Source organism: Sphaerisporangium sp. NPDC049003 (assembly GCF_043197795.1).
In the GTDB taxonomy this organism is placed as follows: Bacteria; Actinomycetota; Actinomycetes; order Streptosporangiales; family Streptosporangiaceae; genus Sphaerisporangium.
This window is the reverse complement of the sequence record NZ_JBICTU010000012.1, coordinates 1-18,153: the sequence shown is the minus strand read 5'-3', so window position 1 is coordinate 18,153 and position 18,153 is coordinate 1. Positions and strand designations below refer to the sequence as shown.

Annotated in this window: 18 protein-coding genes; 9 read left to right on the top strand and 9 right to left on the bottom strand. The window is 70.5% G+C overall.

The genetic code is table 11. From position 1 onward, the window contains the following. Together ACGFIV_RS15060 and ACGFIV_RS15055 are read left to right on the top strand one after the other, a co-directional pair. A complete protein-coding gene (locus ACGFIV_RS15060; RefSeq protein WP_358551157.1) occupies positions 1-186 on the top strand; it encodes a hypothetical protein in 186 nt (61 codons plus the stop codon). A gap of 63 nt (positions 187-249) precedes the next feature. Beyond that, complete coding sequence (locus ACGFIV_RS15055; RefSeq protein WP_358551155.1) at positions 250-669, top strand: CBS domain-containing protein; 420 nt, start codon at positions 250-252, stop codon at positions 667-669. 176 nt (positions 670-845) lie between these two features. Here ACGFIV_RS15055 and ACGFIV_RS15050 read toward each other — a convergent pair whose 3' ends face one another. From ACGFIV_RS15050 to ACGFIV_RS15040, 3 genes are all read right to left on the bottom strand, one after another. Next, positions 846-2,210: an NAD(P)/FAD-dependent oxidoreductase gene (locus ACGFIV_RS15050; protein ID WP_392835136.1), complete on the bottom strand. Its 1,365-nt coding sequence runs from the start codon at positions 2,208-2,210 to the stop codon at positions 846-848. A gap of 43 nt (positions 2,211-2,253) precedes the next feature. Further along, positions 2,254-2,703, bottom strand: coding sequence for an ATP-binding protein (locus tag ACGFIV_RS15045; RefSeq protein WP_392835134.1), 450 nt, complete (start codon positions 2,701-2,703; stop codon positions 2,254-2,256). A 162-nt stretch (positions 2,704-2,865) separates the two neighbouring features. After that, positions 2,866-3,648, bottom strand: coding sequence for a SigB/SigF/SigG family RNA polymerase sigma factor (locus ACGFIV_RS15040; protein ID WP_358551149.1), 783 nt, complete (start codon positions 3,646-3,648; stop codon positions 2,866-2,868). Positions 3,649-3,873: 225 nt separating this feature from the next. On the opposite strand from ACGFIV_RS15040, the gene ACGFIV_RS15035 reads away from it, so the two are divergent. Next, the gene (locus ACGFIV_RS15035; protein ID WP_358551147.1) at positions 3,874-4,242 is read left to right on the top strand and encodes an STAS domain-containing protein; all 369 of its coding nucleotides are present in this window, start codon (positions 3,874-3,876) and stop codon (positions 4,240-4,242) included. 26 nt (positions 4,243-4,268) lie between these two features. On the opposite strand, the gene ACGFIV_RS15030 is transcribed toward ACGFIV_RS15035, so the two are convergent. After that, positions 4,269-4,997 carry a GAF and ANTAR domain-containing protein gene (locus tag ACGFIV_RS15030; RefSeq protein WP_392835130.1) on the bottom strand — a complete coding sequence of 243 codons (729 nt, stop codon included), beginning with the start codon at positions 4,995-4,997 and terminating at the stop codon, positions 4,269-4,271. A gap of 130 nt (positions 4,998-5,127) precedes the next feature. On the opposite strand from ACGFIV_RS15030, the gene ACGFIV_RS15025 reads away from it, so the two are divergent. Continuing rightward, positions 5,128-7,023, top strand: coding sequence for a SpoIIE family protein phosphatase (locus ACGFIV_RS15025; RefSeq protein ID WP_392835127.1), 1,896 nt, complete (start codon positions 5,128-5,130; stop codon positions 7,021-7,023). 346 nt (positions 7,024-7,369) lie between these two features. After that, positions 7,370-8,545, top strand: a complete 1,176-nt coding sequence (locus ACGFIV_RS15020) for a glycosyltransferase (RefSeq protein ID WP_358551141.1) — start codon at positions 7,370-7,372, stop codon at positions 8,543-8,545. A gap of 80 nt (positions 8,546-8,625) precedes the next feature. Here ACGFIV_RS15020 and sthA read toward each other — a convergent pair whose 3' ends face one another. Next, positions 8,626-10,029 (bottom strand): Si-specific NAD(P)(+) transhydrogenase, encoded by a 1,404-nt coding sequence (gene sthA, locus ACGFIV_RS15015; RefSeq protein WP_392835124.1) that lies wholly within the window; start codon positions 10,027-10,029, stop codon positions 8,626-8,628. A 111-nt stretch (positions 10,030-10,140) separates the two neighbouring features. On the opposite strand from sthA, the gene ACGFIV_RS15010 reads away from it, so the two are divergent. Next, positions 10,141-11,274 carry a family 16 glycosylhydrolase gene (locus ACGFIV_RS15010; RefSeq protein ID WP_392835121.1) on the top strand — a complete coding sequence of 378 codons (1,134 nt, stop codon included), beginning with the start codon at positions 10,141-10,143 and terminating at the stop codon, positions 11,272-11,274. On the opposite strand, the gene ACGFIV_RS15005 is transcribed toward ACGFIV_RS15010, so the two are convergent. Then, a complete protein-coding gene (locus ACGFIV_RS15005) occupies positions 11,259-12,332 on the bottom strand; it encodes a PucR family transcriptional regulator (RefSeq protein WP_392835118.1) in 1,074 nt (357 codons plus the stop codon). The genes ACGFIV_RS15010 and ACGFIV_RS15005 overlap by 16 nt on opposite strands. 95 nt (positions 12,333-12,427) lie before the next feature. Here ACGFIV_RS15005 and ACGFIV_RS15000 point away from each other — a divergent pair, with 95 nt between their 5' ends. The 3 genes from ACGFIV_RS15000 to ACGFIV_RS14990 all read left to right on the top strand — a co-directional run bounded on the left by ACGFIV_RS15000 (position 12,428) and on the right by ACGFIV_RS14990 (position 16,025). Then, positions 12,428-13,345, top strand: a complete 918-nt coding sequence (locus tag ACGFIV_RS15000) for a proline dehydrogenase family protein (RefSeq protein WP_358551133.1) — start codon at positions 12,428-12,430, stop codon at positions 13,343-13,345. Between the two features lie 8 nt (positions 13,346-13,353). Further along, positions 13,354-14,979, top strand: coding sequence for an L-glutamate gamma-semialdehyde dehydrogenase (gene pruA, locus ACGFIV_RS14995; RefSeq protein WP_392835115.1), 1,626 nt, complete (start codon positions 13,354-13,356; stop codon positions 14,977-14,979). Between the two features lie 200 nt (positions 14,980-15,179). After that, the gene (locus ACGFIV_RS14990) at positions 15,180-16,025 is read left to right on the top strand and encodes a HEAT repeat domain-containing protein (protein WP_392835112.1); all 846 of its coding nucleotides are present in this window, start codon (positions 15,180-15,182) and stop codon (positions 16,023-16,025) included. Between the two features lie 432 nt (positions 16,026-16,457). On the opposite strand, the gene ACGFIV_RS14985 is transcribed toward ACGFIV_RS14990, so the two are convergent. From ACGFIV_RS14985 to ACGFIV_RS14975, 3 genes are all read right to left on the bottom strand, one after another. Then, complete coding sequence (locus ACGFIV_RS14985; RefSeq protein WP_358560446.1) at positions 16,458-16,871, bottom strand: type II toxin-antitoxin system VapC family toxin; 414 nt, start codon at positions 16,869-16,871, stop codon at positions 16,458-16,460. Then, the gene (locus ACGFIV_RS14980; RefSeq protein WP_358560448.1) at positions 16,868-17,092 is read right to left on the bottom strand and encodes a hypothetical protein; all 225 of its coding nucleotides are present in this window, start codon (positions 17,090-17,092) and stop codon (positions 16,868-16,870) included. Before ACGFIV_RS14980 ends, ACGFIV_RS14985 begins: the two co-directional genes overlap by 4 nt. A gap of 75 nt (positions 17,093-17,167) precedes the next feature. Next, positions 17,168-17,911, bottom strand: a complete 744-nt coding sequence (locus tag ACGFIV_RS14975; RefSeq protein WP_392835108.1) for a lysophospholipid acyltransferase family protein — start codon at positions 17,909-17,911, stop codon at positions 17,168-17,170. Positions 17,912-18,153: the final 242 nt, after the last annotated feature.

Genomic DNA, 18,153 nt, shown 5'->3' with positions numbered 1-18,153 from the left:
ATGCTCGCCATCGCCGCGGCGATCGTCTTCGGTATCGCCTTTCTCTTCAGTCTCATCGGCACCAGCATCGGCGTCTCCACCACGGCGCTGATCGCGCTCGGGCTGTGCCTGCTGGCCCTGCACCAGGCCGGCATCGGCACTTCGACCGTCAGCGGCCACAGCTGGCGCGGACGCGCCCGCCGCTGAGCGCCAGAGACTAGCCAAGACCAGCCAGAGATACACGGACCAAGCAGAGATGGGGTGTCCAGGATGAACCAGAAGGTACGGGACGTCATGACGCACCGGCCGATCTGCCTGCCCGCCGACGCGTCGGTCTCCAAGGCCGCTCGCCTCATGCGGGACCAGGCCATCGGCGACGTGCTGGTGACCAAGGACGACCGGTTGTGCGGGGTCGTCACCGATCGCGACATCGTCGTACGCGCCGTCGCCGAGGCCCGGGACGCCGACTCGACGCCCCTTGGGTCGCTGTGCAGCTCCGAGCTGGTCACCGTACGGCCCGACCAGAGCGCCGACGAGGTCATACGGCTGATGCGGGAGAAGGCCGTACGGCGGGTGCCGGTCGTGGACCACGGCCGTCCCGTCGGCATCGTCTCCCTCGGGGACATGGCGCTGGAGCGTGAGCCCTCCTCGCCGCTCTCCGAGATCAGCGGCGCTCCCCCGAACGGCTGAGCGGCCGGGGGGCCGCGACGCGCTGGAGCCGCTCTGGAGCCGGGCGAAGGCTCGGACGGGGTTTCTCAGCCGGAAGCGCGCCAAAGACGCCGTGCCGACCCAACCGGGCCTCGGGTCGCGCGGTCTGAGAGAAAGGGCGCCGCCCCGCCGGGGCGGCGCCCTTTCGCGTGCCGGGGCTAGCCGCCGAGCCGGGCGGCTCCTGAGTGGGCGGGAGGGCGCTCGCGGGCCTCTCGGTGGCCGGAGCGGGCGGCGAACTCGAACTCCTGGCGGGGGTCCTGCATGGCGCCCAGAGAGACGATCTCGCGCCGGAAGAAGAAGCCCAGCGTCCAGTCGACCATGATGCGGGTCTTCTTGTTGAACGTCGGGACCTTCGACAGGTGGTACGCCCGGTGCAGCAGCCAGGCGGGGAATCCCCGGACCTTGTGCCCGTAGATGTTGGCGACGCCCTTGTAGAGCCCGAGGCTCGCCACCGAGCCGGCGCTCCTGTGCACGTACGGCTCGCGCCTCCCGCCGCGCAGGGTGGCCAGGAGGTTGTCGGCCAGCCGCCCGGCCTGCCGCACGGCGTGCTGGGCGTTGGCCGGGGTCGTCTCCCCCGGTCTTGTGAGGTCGGGCACCGCGGCGCAGTCGCCGGCCGCGAAGGCGAAGGATGTGCCCTCGACGACGAGGCACGCGTCGACCTTGACCCGATCGTGGGCGTCGAGCGGCAGGTCGCCGGACCTGACCAGCGGGTTCGGCCTGACGCCCGCCGTCCACACCAGGGTGTCGGCGTCGAACTCGTCGCCGTCGCTGAGCACGATGTGGTGATTCTCGGCCGATCTGAGCAGGGTGTTCGTCCGGACCTCGATGCCCCGCCCGCGGAGCTGCTCGGCGGTCCACTCCCCCATCTCGGCGCCGACCTCGGGAAGGATCTTGTCGCTGGCCTCGACGAGCGTCCAGCGCATGTCCCACGGCCTGATGGCGGGGAAGTAGCGGCACGCCTCGGTCGCCATGTCCTCCAGCTCGGCCAGGGCCTCGACACCGGCGAAGCCCCCGCCCACGAAGACGAACGCCAGCGCCCGCCGCCGTACCCGCTCGTCGGTGGTCGAGGCCACCAGGTCGAGCTTGGCGAGCACGTGGTTGCGCAGGTGGATGGCCTCTTCCAGGGTCTTGAAGCCGATTCCGCACTCGGCGAGTCCGGGGATCGGGAGCGTACGGGAGACCGAACCGGGCGCGAACACGAGATAGTCGTATTCGAGCCGGCGACCCGGCCCCTCGTAGGGCTCGAAGTCGGCCGAGCGCGAGGCCAGGTCGACCCTGGTCACCCTGCCGCTGAGGATCTCGCATCCCGGCAGCACGCGGCGCAGGAAGACCACGACGTGCCTCGGCTCCACGCTGCCGGCCGCCGCCTCCGGCAGGAAAGGCTGGTAGGTCATGTAGGAGTCCAGGTCGGCCACGGTCACGCGGGCCTCGTACCGGCGGAGCTTCCTCTGCAGGCGGAGGGCCACGAACATGCCGACATAGCCGCCTCCCACGATGAGCACCCGAGGGATTCGCTGAGTCATACCCCGGGACGTACCCCACCGGAGAGCGACATACAGAGATTTGTCAGAGCTTGAAGCGCATTACGACGTTCGTCCCGTTTGCGCCGGTTTTGAGGGTGAGCTTCTTCGTCAGCCGCCTGGCCACCCACAGGCCCATCCCGCTGGTCGAGTAGTCGTGCGGGGCGATCATGCCCGGCGCCTCGCCGGGGATCCAGTGGCCGTCGTCGTGGACGTCGACCAGGAGGTCGCCGCCCTCGCACCACACGCGCACCCGCGCCTTGGCGGCTCCGTGCGTCACGGCGTTGGTGGCGACCTCGTTGACGGCGACCAGGTAGTCGCCGATGTCCCCCTCGACCATGCCCGCCCGGCGGGCCTGGAGGGCGGCGAAGTCTCGGACGTCCGGGAGGTCTCCCACACAGAACGTCATTTCCCTGACCGCCGCGCCGGACGGAAGCGGCGAAGGGCCGCTCCCGTCCGTGAGGAAGCGGGGAGGAGGGACTTCGTCCTCGTTCACCCGATAACCGCCTCCAAGAGCGATCAGCTTGAAAGGTCACCCTGCACCCGGGGCCGCCGATTTACACCGACGAAGATACCCCGGGTTGCCGGTTCGTGAGGGAAGTGCCCCCTCCGCGTAACTTCTGTTCGGCGGTTGAGTGCCCCGGGAGGGGCGGATTAATCAGCAAGTGGCGACCAGCTGCGACCGGAGCTGGTCGAGAACCTTGCGCAGGATGCGGGACACGTGCATCTGGGAGATGCCGAACTCGGCGGCGATCTCGGCCTGGGTCATGTTGCCGTAGTAGCGCAGGAGCAGGATGTTGCGCTCGCGCTCCGGCAGCTGGTCGATCAGGGGCTTGATGGCCTCGCGGTCCACGAGCGTGGCCAGCTCGTCGTCCTCGTCCGGGATCAGGTCCCCGAGCGCGGCGGCGTCGTCGTCGGCGCCCATCGGGGCGTCCAGCGACAGGGTGCTGTACGCGGCGGAGGCGTCCATCGTGAGGAGCATGTCCTCCTCGGAGATGCCCATCCTCTTGGCCAGCTCGGCGACGGTGGGGAACCTGCCGAGCTCCTGGGTGAAGTCGGCGACGAGCCGGTTGAGCTCGGAACGCCGCTCCTGGTAGAGGCGCGGGACCCGGACGGCCCAGGTCCTGTCGCGGAAGTGCCGCTTCACTTCGCCGGTCATGGTCACCATGGCATAGCCTCTGAAGCTGTGTCCCAGCTCGGCGTCGAATCCGTTGATCGCCTTCATCAGGCCCACGTACGCGGCCTGGAGCAGGTCTTCCATGGGCTCGCCCCGGTGGAGGTACCGGCGGGAGATCTCCCTGGCCATGGGGAGGTGCATCTCGACGATCATCTCGCGCAGCCGCGCTCGCCGGTCCTCGGTGACGCCCGGCTCCACGAGCTCGCGCAGGAGGTCTTCGGCGGTGACGTCGGTCTGGGGGAAAGTGCGGTCCTCGGCAGCCATTGCTGCTCCCTCGTATGCCTTGCAAGCGAGGCGCAACCGGCAATGCCCATGCAGAGCCGACATCGCCTCGCGTACTACTGTCGAGACGAGGCCCTCTGCTGGACCTCGGCTCCAGTATTCCCTAAAAATCAAGAGTATTGCTACCCCCCAGGCAACAGTAATGTTGCGATTGACCCCCCGATGGGGTTGGCGCCATGCGCCAGGGAAGCGGCGAGGAGGCGCGTGGTGACCGTTCCAGATAGGGCAGATTCGGCCCTGACCCTTACTTCGGCGGTCGCCGAGGGGGTGCCCGTGGTCAAGGTGACCGGCATCCTCGACGCGACCACGCGGGAGCAGTTCACCGACCGGCTCGCCGAGATCGCCGACGACTACGGGCCCGATCTGGTCCTCGACCTGGCCGGCGTCACGTTCATGGACTCCCGTGCGCTCGGGCTGATCGTGCACCACTGGCAGCGCACGATGGCGGCGCAGGGCCACTTCGCCCTGGTCGGAGTGCAGTACTCCAACTCCAAGGTCATGTGGGTGACCGGCCTCGCCCAGCGCCTCCCGCTGTACGACACCCTCGACGAGGCGCTGGCGGCCTTCAGGGCCTGAACGGCGCGGCCGATCGTGAAAGGCGGTCAGGACGGCGCGGCCCCGCCGTGCTTGCTCTGGTGCTCGCTGACCAGCAGGCGGGCCAGGTCGGCGACCTTGACCTGGTGGTGCTGCGACAGGCGGCGCAGCTCGTCGAAGGCCGCCTCGGACGAGCAGCCGCTGGCGTGCATGATGATGCCCTTCGCCTGGTCGATCACCGCGCGGCCCGCGAGCGCCTCCTGGAGCTGCGCCGCGTCGGTGAGCACGTCGTCGTAGTCGGAGATGTTGGCCAGGGCCACCGTGAGCTGCTCGGTGAGCAGGGTGGCGAGCGACTCGGCCGAGCCGCCGGCGAACGCGCCCGGCCGCACCGCGTACAGGCCGAGGACGAGCGTCGCGCCGTCGACGGCGATCGGCAGCACGAAGATCGAGCGCACACCGTGCTTGACGGCCGTCGCGGCGTACCGGGGCCAGCGGGGGTCGAGCAGCACATCGGTGACGACGACGTTCCTGCCCGTGGCCAGCGCCTCGGAGGAGGGACCCTCGCCGAGCGCCTGCTCCCGGTCGACCAGCGCGATCAGGTCGCTGTGGGACGCGGAGAGCATGAGCCGCTCCTCGCGGCGCAGCTCGACCGTGCCGCCGGCGCAGCCGGGCACGCCGACGGCCACGGCGCCCGTGATGCCCCGCAGCACGCTCTCCATCGAGGTGCCCTCGTGGACGCGGCCGAGGGCCGCGAGGTCCCGGGCGAGGGCGGGGCTGAACATCCTCATGGTCTCCATACAAGGCTCCCGTTTCCCTTGAATGCCAGGTTAATTCCAACCGCGAGGTGCTCATCGATGGGAAGCGTCTTCTTGACGTACGGTCTAGCAGGGGAACCCACGCTCCCCTCGGCCATACGAAGGACCACAATTGACCGACCCTACTGATGTTCCCGCGCTCGAACAGGCGCTGAGCGGGCTCACGGCCCGCATATCGTCCCTTCGCGACGCGCGCTCGGCCTACCCCGGCGACCCGGGTCCGACGCTGGACGCGGCGCTCGTGGAACTGGAGACCGCCCGCGACCTCCTGCGCGCCTCGATCGGCGAGCTGAGCAAGTCGCGACGCAGGTCGGGCGGCAAGGAGAGCAGTTCCAACCGCGAGCTGAAGCTGCTGCGCACCATCTACCGCACCATGCCGGTGCCGGTCGTCGTCCTCGACACCGCGGGCACGGTGCGGCGCGTGAACGCCGAGGCCTCCCGCCTGCTCGGCAGCCCGGACGGCTACCTGACGGGCCGGGCCTTCCCGCTGCTGGTGGACGTCTCCCGCCGGGCCGCCTTCCGCTCGCACCTGACCTCCGTGCTCCACACCGGGGAGACGGCGGCCTTCCCGACGCGGCTGGCCCACCAGGGCCGCGCCCACAACGTACGGCTCGTCCTGACCCAGCTCCGCATGCCCGGGGAGCCCCAGGAGATGATCGCCGCGGTGGCGCTGCCGGTCGAGGTGCGGATGCCGGAGCCGGGGCAGGGGGCCGAGCCCGAGTCGGCGCCCGAGGAGTCGGCCGTGATGGCCACGGCCCGGCGTCAGGAGCTGATGTCGCGGCTCACCCGCCTGCTCCTGGACGAGGAGAGCCTGAGCGAGCCGGTGGCGCTTATCCGGGCGGGCCGGCTGCTGGCCTCCCATACGGCCGACTGGGTGTTCGCCGACGTCGTCCGTAACGGCGTGGCGCAGCGGTCGCTGGTCATCGGGCCCACCAACCAGCCGGTGGCGCGCCTGGTGCAGACCCTGGAGCGCATGGACCCCTCGGCGGCCCCGCTCGTCGCCCACGTGCTCGCGAGCGAGGGGGGCGTGGTGCAGGAGATGGTCGAGGACGACTCGGCGCTCGGCGTGCTGCCCGACGGCACCCCGGTCCTGCACGCGACGCGGGCCGGTTCGGTGCTGAGCGTCCCCATCCAGGCGGGCGAGGAGACCCACGGCGTCGTCACGCTGCTGCGGCTGCGCGAGCGGCCCCCGTTCGGCCTCGCCGACCTCGCTCTGATGGAGGACGCCGGCGCCCACATCGGGCTGGCCCTGCGCGCGCAGCGCCTCTTCCAGGGCAGGTCACAGGCCGCCGACACCCTGCAGACCGGGGTGCTGCCGCGCACCCTGCCGGACGTCCCCGGCTACGACACGGCGGCGGCGTACCACACCGGCGCCGGGCCGAGGGCGATCGGCGGGGAGTTCTACGACGTCTTCCGCGTCAAGAACGGCTGGGGCTTCGCCGTCGGCGGTGTGGTCGGCCAGGGCGACGAGGCCGCCTCGGTCACCGCGATGGTGCGCGGCGGCCTGCGCACGCTCAGCGTGTGGGAGGACGACCCAGGATCGGTGGTGGCCAAGCTCAACGACGCCCTGGTGATGCAGGACACCGGCATGTTCGTCATGGTGGCCGCCGGGTTCGTCACCCCCGGCAGGCGCGGGGGCCGCATCCGGCTGGCCTCGGCGGGCAACCATCCTCCCGCGGTCCTGAAGGGCGACGGCGGGGTGCGCTTCACCTCGGGAGGCGGCATGCCGCTCGGCATCGAGACGGGCGCGGAGATCCCTGTCGAGGAGGTCAGCGTCGCCCTCGGCGAGTGCCTGGTGCTGTACTCCGACGGGCTCGCCGGCTCGCGCGGCCGTACGGGCCAGGCCGAGCTGGCGTACGGCGAGGGACGCCTCACCGAGGTGCTCACGCGCTGCACCGGGCAGTCGGCCGGCGCGGTCGTCAAGGCGGTCGAGGAGGACCACCAGGCCTTCTGCGGCGGTCAGGTGCTCGACGAGACCACCATCCTCGCCCTGCGCCGCACCCGCTGAAGGGCCCGCCGCCCCCACGCCCGTCCAGGAAACGGGCTTGCGGTCGACATGGCACGCACGGCTTCCCGCCCGTCCGGGCGGGGTTCCGCCGGTGAGGCCGTACCGGTCCTCGGGTCGCCGGGGGATGAGATCCGGTGACCATCCGTGCGCTCAGGACAGAAGTTTCCTTTGGGACTGTCCGCCTAGGTCAGGCGCTTTCGCGGGCGCTCTCTTGAGATTTTTTTACCTTGAGGGGTTTCCCCTGTTCCGGACACCGGTACACTGAGTCACAGATTCAGTGCCTAAGACGCAGGCACAACTCAGTACGTCTGTGGGTCGACGCGACCCGACTCCCCTGAGGTGTGCCATGAACATCGCCATCGTCTCCGTGCACGATCTTCCCGCCGACATCCCGGCCATCGCCCGTGAGCTCAGCAGTGCCCACCGCGTGACCGTGTACACCCGCCGCAACGCCGCCGACCGCAAGCCGCGGGTGAAGGTGGCGGCCGGCGTGACCATCGAGTACCTGACGGCGGGCCCCGCGGAGCCGCTTCCGGAGAACGCGCTCATGCCGTACATCTCCGAGTTCAGCGCGCAGCTCAGGCAGCGGTGGAGCAAGGACCGCCCCGACGTCGTCCACGCCCACTCATGGACGGGCGGGCTCGCCGCCATCGCCGGCTCCGAGGGCCTCGGCGTGCCGATCACCCAGACCTTCCACCAGCTCGGGTCGTCCCGCATCCGGCCCGGCGCCGACCGCGGCCATGCCGCGCGGGTCCGGCTGGAGCGCGCGATCGGCCGCCGGGCCAACGCGGTCATCGCCTCCTGCGACGACGAGGCCGCCGAGCTGATCCGCATGGGCGTGCCGCGCAGGAACATCGCGGTCGTCCCGCACGGCGTCGACGTCGAGCGCTTCCGCCGCCAGGGCCCGTCCCTCACCCGGAGCGACCGCCCCCGCCTCGTTCACGTCGGCCACATCACCCCCGGTGGCGGCGCGCACACCGCGATCCGTGCGCTCGACGGCATCCCCGGCGCCGAGCTGCTGATCGCCGGCGGCCCGGTGCCGGGCGCGCCCGACACCGAGCACGACCTGGAGCGCCTGCGCCTGCTGGCCAAGGAGTGCGGCGTCGAGGACCGCGTCACCCTTCTCGGACACGTCCCCCACAACGGCATCGCCAAGCTGATGCGCAGCGCCGACGTGGTGCTCTCGCTGCCGATCGCCGTCCCCAACGGCAAGGTGGCCCTGGAGGCCATGGCCTGCGGCGTCCCCGTCGTCGCCTCGGCCGTGGGCGCCCACCTCGACTCGGTGGTCGACGGCGTGACCGGCATGCTGGTCCGCTCCGACAACCCCGCCGTCCTCGCCCGCCGCATCCGCCAGCTCCTCGGCGACCTCACCCGCCGCACGGCCCTCGGCTTCGCCGGCGCCGACCGCGCCGGCTCGCGCTACTCGATGGAGCGCATCAGCCGCGAGCTGGTCCGCGTCTACGACAACGTGACGGGCCGTCAGCAGGCCGAGGCCGAGGTCGAGGAGGCCGAGGCCGCCTGAGCGGGCGCACGCTCCCCCGCCCGGCCCGAGCCCGTGTCACCCTCCGGTGGCACGGGCTCCCCCATGTCCGGACGTCTCGCTCACTCCGCGAAGCGGGCCATCCGGCGGATCTTGTTCATGGCGTCCAGGGCCGCCACCTTGTACGACTCGGCGAGCGTCGGGTAGTTGAACACCGCGTCCACCAGGTAGTCGACCGTGCCACCGCAGCCCATGACCGCCTGCCCGATGTGGAGCAGCTCGGTGGCCCCGGTGCCGAAGACGTGCACCCCGAGCAGGGCACGGTCCTCCGGTGACACCAGCAGCTTGAGCATGCCGTAGGTGTCCCCGATGATCTGTCCCCGCGCGAGCTCCCGGTAGCGGGAGATCCCCACCTCGAAGGGGATGAGGGACTTGGTGAGCTCGTCCTCGGTCTTCCCGATGAAGCTGATCTCCGGGATGGTGTAGATCCCGATCGGCTGCAGGTGCGACATCGCCTTGAGCGGCTCGCCGCAGGCGTGGTGGGCGGCGATGCGCCCCTGCTCCATGGACGTGGCGGCCAGCGACGGGAAGCCGATGACGTCCCCCACCGCGTAGACGTGCGGCACCGCCGTGCGGTAGTTCTCGTCGACCGGGATGCGGCCCCGGTCGTCCGCGCCCAGGCCCGCGGCTTCGAGGTCGAGCCCGTCGGTGACCCCGTGGCGGCCCGCGGAGTACATGACGGTCTCGGCGGGGATCTTCTTGCCGCTCTCCAGTACCGTGACGCAGCCGCGCGCCCGGCGCTCGACGGCGGCGACCGTCTCGCCGAACCTGAAGGTGACGGCGAGGTCGCGCAGGTGGTACTTCAGCGCCTCGACCACCTCCAGGTCGCAGAAGTCCAGCATGCGCTCGCGCCGCTCGACCACGGTCACCTTGGTGCCGAGGGCGGCGAACATGGAGGCGTACTCGATGCCGATCACCCCGGCGCCGACGACCACCATCGAGTCGGGCACCCGATCAAGCCGGATCATGCCGTCGGAGTCGATGACCGTGCGGTCGTCGAACTCGACGCTCTCGGGGCGGGCCGGCCGGGTCCCGGTGGCGATGATGATCTTGTCGGCGGTGACCTTGCTTCCCTTGCCGTGCTCGTCGACCACCTCGATGGTGTGCGCGTCGACGAACCTGCCGGTGCCGACGAGAACGGTGACGTGGTTGCGGGAGAGCTGGCTGCGGATCACGTCCACCTCGCGGCCCACCACGTGCGCGGTGCGCATGGTGAGGTCGGCGACCGTGACATCTTCCTTGAGGCGGTAACTCTGGCCGTACATCTCACGCTGGTTGAGGCCGGTGAGGTAGAGCACCGCCTCGCGCATGGTCTTCGACGGGATCGTGCCGGTGTTGATGCACACCCCGCCGATCATGTTGCGGCGCTCGACGATCGCGACGCGACGCTCCAGCTTGGCCGCGGCGATGGCCGCTTTCTGCCCGCCGGGCCCGGAACCCAGAACAAGAACCTCGAAATCCGACACAACGCTAAGTGTGGGGCTAACTACTTAATCCGTGAAGCTGTGCGAGCCCTCTGGGAACGCCAAATCGCTATAACACTGTGAGCGCGGGAAGATGCTTGCTTTCATGGGCGCATGTCGATTCGTGACGCATACATGATCGTAGCGGCGACGACGTTGAGCCTGTGTCCCAGCCCCGGCGACGGCGGGCCGTACGACGGCCACTCCCGGAGCGCGACGCGCCCGCCCGCCGTCCACGGCACGGCCTCTCCCCCGAGTGCGGCGCGGAGCCACCCTCCGCACGCCGGCCCGGTCGCGAGCCGCCCTCCAAGCGGCTACGCGAGCCGCCCTCCCGGTGACGACGGCGGCCGGCCGGGCGAGGGCGACGCCCCGGGCTATCCGCCGCCCCCGGTCTACGACCACCGGTACGGGCGGCCCGGTTCCCCGCCTCCCCCGGGCGAGAGCCCGTACGGGGGGCCCGGCTCGCCTCCGCCGCCAGGGGGCCGTCCGTCCGGAGGGCCGGGTTCGCCTCCGCCGCCAGGGGGCCGCCCGCCCGGTGGGCCGGGTTCGCCTCCGCCGCCGGGCGTGCGCGCCTCCGTGCCGCCCGGCGCCCTTCCGCCGGCCGGCTCCCGGTGGGGCACGCCGGTGTTCGTGGAGGACTTCGACGGGACGGGGATCGACCGGAGCAAGTGGGAGGTGTACGACTCCCCCGACGCCCAGGTGAACCCGCGCACGGCGCGGGCGACGGCGGTCCACGACGGCATGCTCCAGATGACCGGCGGCTTCTACGGCGGCAAGGACCTCTCGGGCGGCGTCGCGAGCCACCTGTCCCAGACGTACGGACGGTGGGAGGTGCGCTTCCGCGGGGAGGTGGGCGCGGGGTACTCCCTGGTCACGTTGCTGTGGCCGAGCAGCCAGGGCGGCGAGTACTCCGAGATCGACTTCGCCGAGGTGATCGACCCCACCCGGCGGACCGGCGGCATCTACATCCACAGGGGCGAGGCCGAGCAGGCGCAGAGCCAGGTGCGCGCCGACTTCACCCAGTGGCACACGGTGGCCGTCGACTGGCTGCCCGGCCGCCTGACCTTCTGGCTCGACGGCAGGCAGACCTGGGACTACACGGGCCCGCGCGTTCCCGAGGGCCGGCCGATGCACCTGACGCTGCAGAACGACGTGGTCTGCAACCAGTGGTCGCCCTGCCGCGACTCCTCGACGCCGAAGACGGTGTCGATGTTCGTCGACTGGGTCAGGATCTACCGCGCTCCTTGACGCGCGCCGGGGCCCTTGAGGAGCTCCGCCGCCTTGAGTCCGAGGTGGAGCAGGAGGCGGCTCTCGCCGTCGGCGAGGTCGAGGCCGGTCACGCGTTCGGCCTTCGCCAGCCGGTAGTACAGCGTCTGGCGGTGGACGCCGAGCCGCGCGGCGGTCTCGCGCGCCTGCCCTCCCTGGTCGAGGTAGGTCTCGACCGTACGGGCGAGCTCACCGTCCAGCGCCCCCGCCTCGGCCGCGAGATCGGCCAGCTCGGCCCCCGACAGGCGCACCAGCACGCGATGGACGCCCAGCTCGGCCCAGGTGGCGACGGGGGCGAACCTCGGCACCCGCTGGGCCACGCGCAGGGCGAGCGTGGCCTCCCGCCAGCTTCGCCACGCCTCGGCCGGGTCGTCGCGTGGGCCGCCTATGCCGGCGGCCGTGCCGTACATGCCCTGGACCCTCACCGCGACGGCCCGGGCCTGCGCGGCGGAGGCGAGGACGGCGGTGAGGGGGTCGCCCGCGCCGGCGAGCACCCCGCGCGGCAGGGTCCACAGCGGCGCGACCCGCCCCGAGGCGGCCTGCACGGCTATCGCGGCGACGGGGCCGGTGAGGTCCAGACCGGCCGAGGCGCGGACCTCCGGGTCGGCCGACAGCAGGTCCCGCAGGCGGGCGCCGAGGTCCTGGCGGCTGCGGGCCTCCTGGGCGAGCACGGCCGCGGCCCGGCCGACCAGGGGCGACACGCTCGCCAGGCGCAGGTCGCTCAGTGAGCCAGAGTCGAGCAGCCAGAGGTACCCGTACGTCACCTCGCGGTGGCGCAGCGGGACGCAGACCCTGGCGAGCACGCCGAGGCCCTCGTCGGCGGGGATGCGGACCGGCCCGGCCGCCGAGGCGATGCCGTAGTCCTCGAAGTAGGCGCGGACCTCGTCGGAGGCGCGGCGGCGCAGGATCGACTCGCTCCTCACCGTGTCGATGTCGCCGCTCTGGGCCGCGTACGCGAGCAACTGGAACGTACGGTCCTCCAGCGTCGCCGAGGAGTCCAGGAGGCGGGCGATGTCGTCGACGATTTCCTGCAGGTCCACCCGCCCATTGTCATACATCTGTATGAAGGGGGTAGTCGTGGCCCGTGGCGGATGTCCATGGAAGGCTATTGAGCTGCGGATTTATGGTGGTGAACATGCTCGGTTCCGTACTGCTCGCGGTCTCGCGAAGCCCGCTCGCGCGCCGCGCCGTCTCAGGTTTCCCGGTGACCCGGCGCGTGGTCGACCGGTTCGTCGCCGGCGAGGACACCGGGGACGCGCTGACCGCCGTCCAGCGCCTCACCGACGCCCGCCTGTCGGTCACCCTCGACCACCTCGGCGAGGAGACCACGGACGCCAAGGCCGCCGCCGAGACCGTCAAGGCCTACGTGACCCTGCTCGACGCGCTGAGCCCGCTCGGGCTGGGGGGCCGCGCCGAGGTCTCGGTCAAGCTGTCGGCCGTCGGCCAGGTGCTCGGCCACGACCTGGCCCTGGACCACGCCCGGGAGATCTGCGCCGCCGCGCGCGACGCCGGGACGACCGTGACCCTCGACATGGAGGACCACACCACGGTCGACTCCACGCTGTCGATCCTGCGCGCGCTGCGCGAGGACTTCCCCGCGACCGGGGTCGCCGTCCAGGCCTACCTGTTCCGCAGTGAGGCCGACCTGCGCGAGCTGTCGCACGAGGGGTCCCGGGTGCGCCTGGTCAAGGGGGCCTACGCCGAACCGGCCTCCGTGGCCCACCAGGGCAAGGGCGAGGTGGACAAGGCCTACGTGCGGTGCCTGCGTATCCTCATGGAGGGGAAGGGTTACCCCATGGTGGCCACGCACGACGACCGGCTCATCTCCATCACCGAGCTGCTCGCCGACCGCGTGGGACGTGAGCGCGAGACCTTCGAGTACCAGATGCTCTACGGCATCAGGACCGACAAGCAGGAGGCGCTCGCCCGCGCCGGATCCTCGGTCCGCGTCTACGTCCCCTACGGCGACGACTGGTACGGCTACTTCATGCGCCGCCTCGCCGAGCGCCCCGCCAACGTCGCCTTCTTCCTGCGTTCACTCCGCTCCAAGTGAGGTCTTCCATGGATGCCGTCAGCAACGTCCCCGTCCCGGCCAACGAGCCGATCTACGGCTACGCCCCCGGCAGCGCCGAGCGTTCCGCGCTGGAGGGCCGCGTCAAGGAGCTCTCCGGCTCCGCGATCGACCTGACGATGACCATCGACGGCGAGCAGCGCATGGGCTCGGGCGACGTGATCGACGTCGTGCAGCCGCACAACCACGCGCACGTGCTCGGCCGTACGGCGGACGCCTCGGCCGCCGACGTGCGCGCCGCCGTCGACGCGGCGCTGAGGGCGGCTCCGGCCTGGCGGGCGCTGTCGTTCGACGAGCGCGCCGCGATCTTCCTCAAGGCCGCGGACCTGCTCGCCGGGCCGCGCCGCGCCACGCTGAACGCGGCCACGATCCTCGGCCAGTCGAAGTCGGCGCAGCAGGCGGAGATCGACGCCGCGTGCGAGCTGATCGACTTCCTGCGGTTCAACGTGTCGTTCGCGCGTCAGCTCCTCACCGAGCAGCCGATCTCGTCGCCGGGCGTGTGGAACCGCATGGAGTACCGGCCGCTGGAAGGCTTCGTGCTCGCGATCACGCCGTTCAACTTCACCGCCATCGCCGGAAATTTGCCGACTTCTGCGGCGTTGATGGGAAATGTCGTCGTCTGGAAGCCGTCGCCGACGCAGCAGTTCGCGGCCCACTTCACGATGCGACTGCTGGAGGAGGCCGGGCTCCCGCCGGGCGTCATCAACCTGGTGACCGGCAACGGCGCGGCCGTCTCGGAGGTCGCGCTGACCGACCCGAACCTGGCCGGCATCCACTTCACCGGCTCCACCGCCACCTTCCAGCACCTGTGGGGTACGGTCGGCGCCAACATCGCCTCCTACCGGGGCTACCCGCGCCTGGTCGGTGAGACCGGCGGCAAGGACTTCGTGCTCGCCCACCCCTCCGCCGACCCCGCCGTGCTGTCCACGGCGCTGATCCGCGGCGCGTTCGAGTACCAGGGCCAGAAGTGCTCGGCGGCGTCCCGCGCGTACGTCCCGCGCTCGATCTGGTCGGCGATCCGCGACGACCTCGTGGCCACGGCCGAGTCCCTGACGGTGGGCGACGTGGCCGCCGACCTGTCGACGTTCATGGGCGCCGTCATCGACTCCCGGTCCTTCGCCAAGAACAGGGCCGCCATCGACCGGGCACGCGCCACCGACTCGATCGAACTGCTCACCGGCTCCTACGACGACTCCACCGGCTACTTCGTCAGGCCGACCATCCTCGAAGGCGCCGACCCCGCGGACGAGATCTTCGTCAAGGAGTACTTCGGCCCGATCCTGTCGGTCCACGTCTACGACGACAGCCGCTTCGACACTGTGCTCGACCAGATGGAGAGCGTCTCACCGTACGCGCTCACCGGATCGATCATCGCGCAGGACCGCTACGCCATCGCCTCGGCCACCGAGCGCCTGCGCTTCGCCGCCGGCAACTTCTACATCAACGACAAGCCCACCGGCGCCGTCGTCGGCCAGCAGCCCTTCGGCGGCGCCCGCGCCTCCGGCACCGACGACAAGGCCGGCTCCATCTTCAACCTGATCCGCTGGGTCAACGCCCGCGCCATCAAGGAAACCTTCAACCCACCGACCGACCACCGCTACCCCCACATGGGCTGACCGTTCTCGTCCCAGGGAGCCCGGTAACCAGCGCTCACCCACGAGAACGACAACGCCTGGGCAGCCTGACGCAGGCCGCCCGGGCGTTCCGCTTTCCAGGCGTTTCGCAGGCCGCCGACGTCCGCAGCGGGAATGACCACAGCGGCGCGCCGTCCTAAAATCTCTTGCAGGCGGGATATGCCGGAACCGACACTTTCGTCATGTCCATTCCCACGCTTCCGCCCATTCCGGAGGAGATCCTCACGCGGCTGAACGCCCCCGGCGACTGGGACGAGGAGTTCTTCGACGAGTACTTCGATGCCGTCGACCGGTTTCGTGACTCGCTTGGCGATCCGGCGGTCACCCTCGGTCTGGCCAGGAGGCTGTGGGCGGATCCGGACGAGAAGATGCGCGCACTCGGATTCGACCTGCTCGCCTTCAAGTCCCCCGATGTCTCCTGGCAGCTCACTCCACTCGTCGAGGCCGCCGAGGCACTTGACCTGGATAGGGTCGACGAGAATCTCCGCTGGTCCGCCGCCCACGCGCTGGCAGCCGTCGATCATGAGCGGGCGCTCGTGCCTCTCCTGCGTTTCGCCCGCGACCCTGACCCCGACGTGCGCCGGCATGTGGCCCGCGGGGCCAGTCCCAGTGGATTGATGCTGCTGCCGGAAGAGGCGGTCACGGTGCTGCTCGATCTCATGCGCGATCTGAACCCCGGCGTCCGCGACTGGGCCACCTTCTCGCTCGGAGTGCGGTCGGGCAATGACACTCCCGAGATCCGCGACGCTCTCGCCGCCGTTCTGGAGGACCTGGAAGCCGACACCGCGGGGGAGGCGGCCGTGGCGCTCGCACTACGTCACGACCCCCGAGTGCTTCCGGTGCTCAAGGAGAAGCTCGCCGACCTCGACGTCGGGAACCTCTACCTGGAGGCGGCCCAGGAACTCGGCGACCCACAATTCCTGCCCCTCCTGCGTCAGCTCAAGGACCGCGGATGGGGCGTCGAGACCGGTGACGCCTTCTATCTCGACAGCGCCCTGGAGATCTTGAGCGGATCCTCCACGGCTTAGACGAAAGTCCGGCTGTCGTGCCTTCTGACCTGTATCACCGACGGTGGATAGCTGTGGGTCTCCGCCCGGTGCCCCGCCGAGCCGGCGAACTTGGTTTCCGCCGCCCGTAGCGACCTGGACATCGCGAGCCTCGGGGGGCGTGGCCACCGCTGGCCCTTGTCCAGCGGTTCACAGGGGTACGCCTGGACCGGGAGTGGCTTATGCGTCCGCATACGCGTTTATCTGATCCGGTAATCCATCCGGCTGCTGGAGGGCTACGGCGATGCGAGTGGTGCAATGGCCCGATACCGCCGTGGAAGAAGGCCCGGTGTACCGCTTGGTAGATCAGCTTCGCCACGTGCTCCAGAAGCGCCATGATGGCCCTTCCGGCCGATGAGGACATGACGATCAGGTTGCCCGCGAAGAGGTTCAGCAGCGACCGACAGCGGTGATCTACGCCAACGGCGGCGGGTACCGGTGAATCTCCGCCCGGTGCCCCGCCGAGCCGGCGAACTTGGCGTCGTCGGTCAGGAGCGGAACGCCCAGCGACTCGGCGAGCGCCACGTACATGCCGTCATAGGCGGTGAGGTTGTTCCGAAGCTCCAGGACGCGCGGCTGGAGAGGGAGCATCGAATGCCGGACGATCTTCAGCTGCGCGTAGCGCTCCAGCATGACCCGGGCACGGGCCTCGGAGATCCGCACCTCCGGCCTGCTGGTGATCACATGCCCCCGTACCACCGAGGCGAGCTCGACGTCGATCAACGCCGGGGCATGCAGCTTGCGCGCCAGCCGCTGGCGGAGAAGATCGTCGCCCTTCACGTTGGCCAGCAGGCGGAAGACGATCGAGGCGTCCACGACGAGGCTCACCGGTGGTCTTCTCGCAGCGTCTCGCGAACGAAGTCAGGGTCGTACGGCACCGGCTCGTCGGAGGCGATCTTGGCCATCACCTCGTCCAGAGTCGGCGTGACCGCCTCCTCGTTCAGAAGGTCGCGCACATATGCCGTCAGCGACTTACCTTCGCGCTCGGCCCGTGCCTTCAGTGTCCTCTCGGTCGCATCGGGGACATCGCGGATCTGAATCGTTCCCATGCCACCAATTTAGCATGCAACTTGCATGCACACTCGGCTGCCTCGTCCACGACAACGCCCGGTGGCGCCCGCCGGTCAGCCTCGGCGGCGCGATGCCCGCTCGGCGGCGTCCAGTGCGGCGGCCTCCTCGGGGGTCGGAGCGGTGCCGCCGAGGTGGGCGGGCTGCCACCACACGCCCTGCGGGATCTCGGGATAGCTCCGCTGCACCCGATCGAGCTGCTCCGACATCCGGGTCCGCAGGCCGTCCGCGAGCTCCGCGATGTCCTGCCCGGCCTTGGGGAACAGGGGCTCGCCCACGTCGACCGTGATGGGCACGTGCCGCTGGGTCAGGGCCTTCGGGCGGCCCTTGGTCCACATGCGCTGTGTCCCCCAGACCGTGACCGGGATCAGCGGGACCTCGGCCTGGGACGCCATGCGCACGGCGCCGTTCTTGAGGTCCTTGAGGGTGAAGGACCGGCTGATCGTCGCCTCGGCGAACACGCCGACCACCTCGCCCGCCCGCAGGGCGGCCACGGCGCTGCCGTACGCCCCCGCGCCCGCCGACCGGTCGACCGGGATGTGGCGCATGCCGCGCATCAGCGGCCCGGAGACCCGGTGGGCGAAGACCTCCTTCTTGGCCATGAACCGCACGAGCCGGCGCGAGGGGTAGGCGCCGTACCCGACGAAGATGAAGTCCAGGTAGCTCACGTGGTTGCTGACCAGCACGGCGCCGCCGCTCCTCGGCACGCGTTCGGCGCCGTTGACCTCGATCCTGAGGTCGAGCGCCTTGAACAGCCCTCTCGCGGTCGTGATCACCAGGGGGTAGAGGATCTCAGCCATGCCTGCACGGTAACCTACGCGGGAGTAACTTGGCGTCTCGGTGGCCCAGGAAGGCCTTCTCCAGCCATCGGGATCCCTGATCCGCGGTCATCTCACGGATCCGCGTTCGCCAACGGGCGGAGCCCGCTTCGCGTACTCACCCCACCCCCAGGGCCCCGGCGAGTTTGTGATTTGGTCAGCTTGATTCCCTCACTTCCATCTTGAACAGATTGAGGGTGCGTCGGTGGCTGTAGACGTGGTGG

Excerpts from the sequence above, each read along its gene's own strand:
- ACGFIV_RS15060 (WP_358551157.1), top strand. The coding sequence starts at position 1 with ATGCTCGCCATCGCCGCGGCGATCGTCTTCGGTATCGCCTTTCTCTTC.
- ACGFIV_RS15055 (WP_358551155.1), top strand. The coding sequence starts at position 250 with ATGAACCAGAAGGTACGGGACGTCATGACGCACCGGCCGATCTGCCTG.
- ACGFIV_RS15050 (WP_392835136.1), bottom strand. The coding sequence starts at position 2,210 with ATGACTCAGCGAATCCCTCGGGTGCTCATCGTGGGAGGCGGCTATGTC.
- ACGFIV_RS15040 (WP_358551149.1), bottom strand. The coding sequence starts at position 3,648 with ATGGCTGCCGAGGACCGCACTTTCCCCCAGACCGACGTCACCGCCGAA.
- ACGFIV_RS15030 (WP_392835130.1), bottom strand. The coding sequence starts at position 4,997 with ATGGAGACCATGAGGATGTTCAGCCCCGCCCTCGCCCGGGACCTCGCG.
- ACGFIV_RS15020 (WP_358551141.1), top strand. The coding sequence starts at position 7,370 with ATGAACATCGCCATCGTCTCCGTGCACGATCTTCCCGCCGACATCCCG.
- ACGFIV_RS15010 (WP_392835121.1), top strand. The coding sequence starts at position 10,141 with ATGTCGATTCGTGACGCATACATGATCGTAGCGGCGACGACGTTGAGC.
- ACGFIV_RS15000 (WP_358551133.1), top strand. The coding sequence starts at position 12,428 with ATGCTCGGTTCCGTACTGCTCGCGGTCTCGCGAAGCCCGCTCGCGCGC.
- pruA (WP_392835115.1), top strand. The coding sequence starts at position 13,354 with ATGGATGCCGTCAGCAACGTCCCCGTCCCGGCCAACGAGCCGATCTAC.
- ACGFIV_RS14990 (WP_392835112.1), top strand. The coding sequence starts at position 15,180 with ATGTCCATTCCCACGCTTCCGCCCATTCCGGAGGAGATCCTCACGCGG.
- ACGFIV_RS14980 (WP_358560448.1), bottom strand. The coding sequence starts at position 17,092 with ATGGGAACGATTCAGATCCGCGATGTCCCCGATGCGACCGAGAGGACA.
- ACGFIV_RS14975 (WP_392835108.1), bottom strand. The coding sequence starts at position 17,911 with ATGGCTGAGATCCTCTACCCCCTGGTGATCACGACCGCGAGAGGGCTG.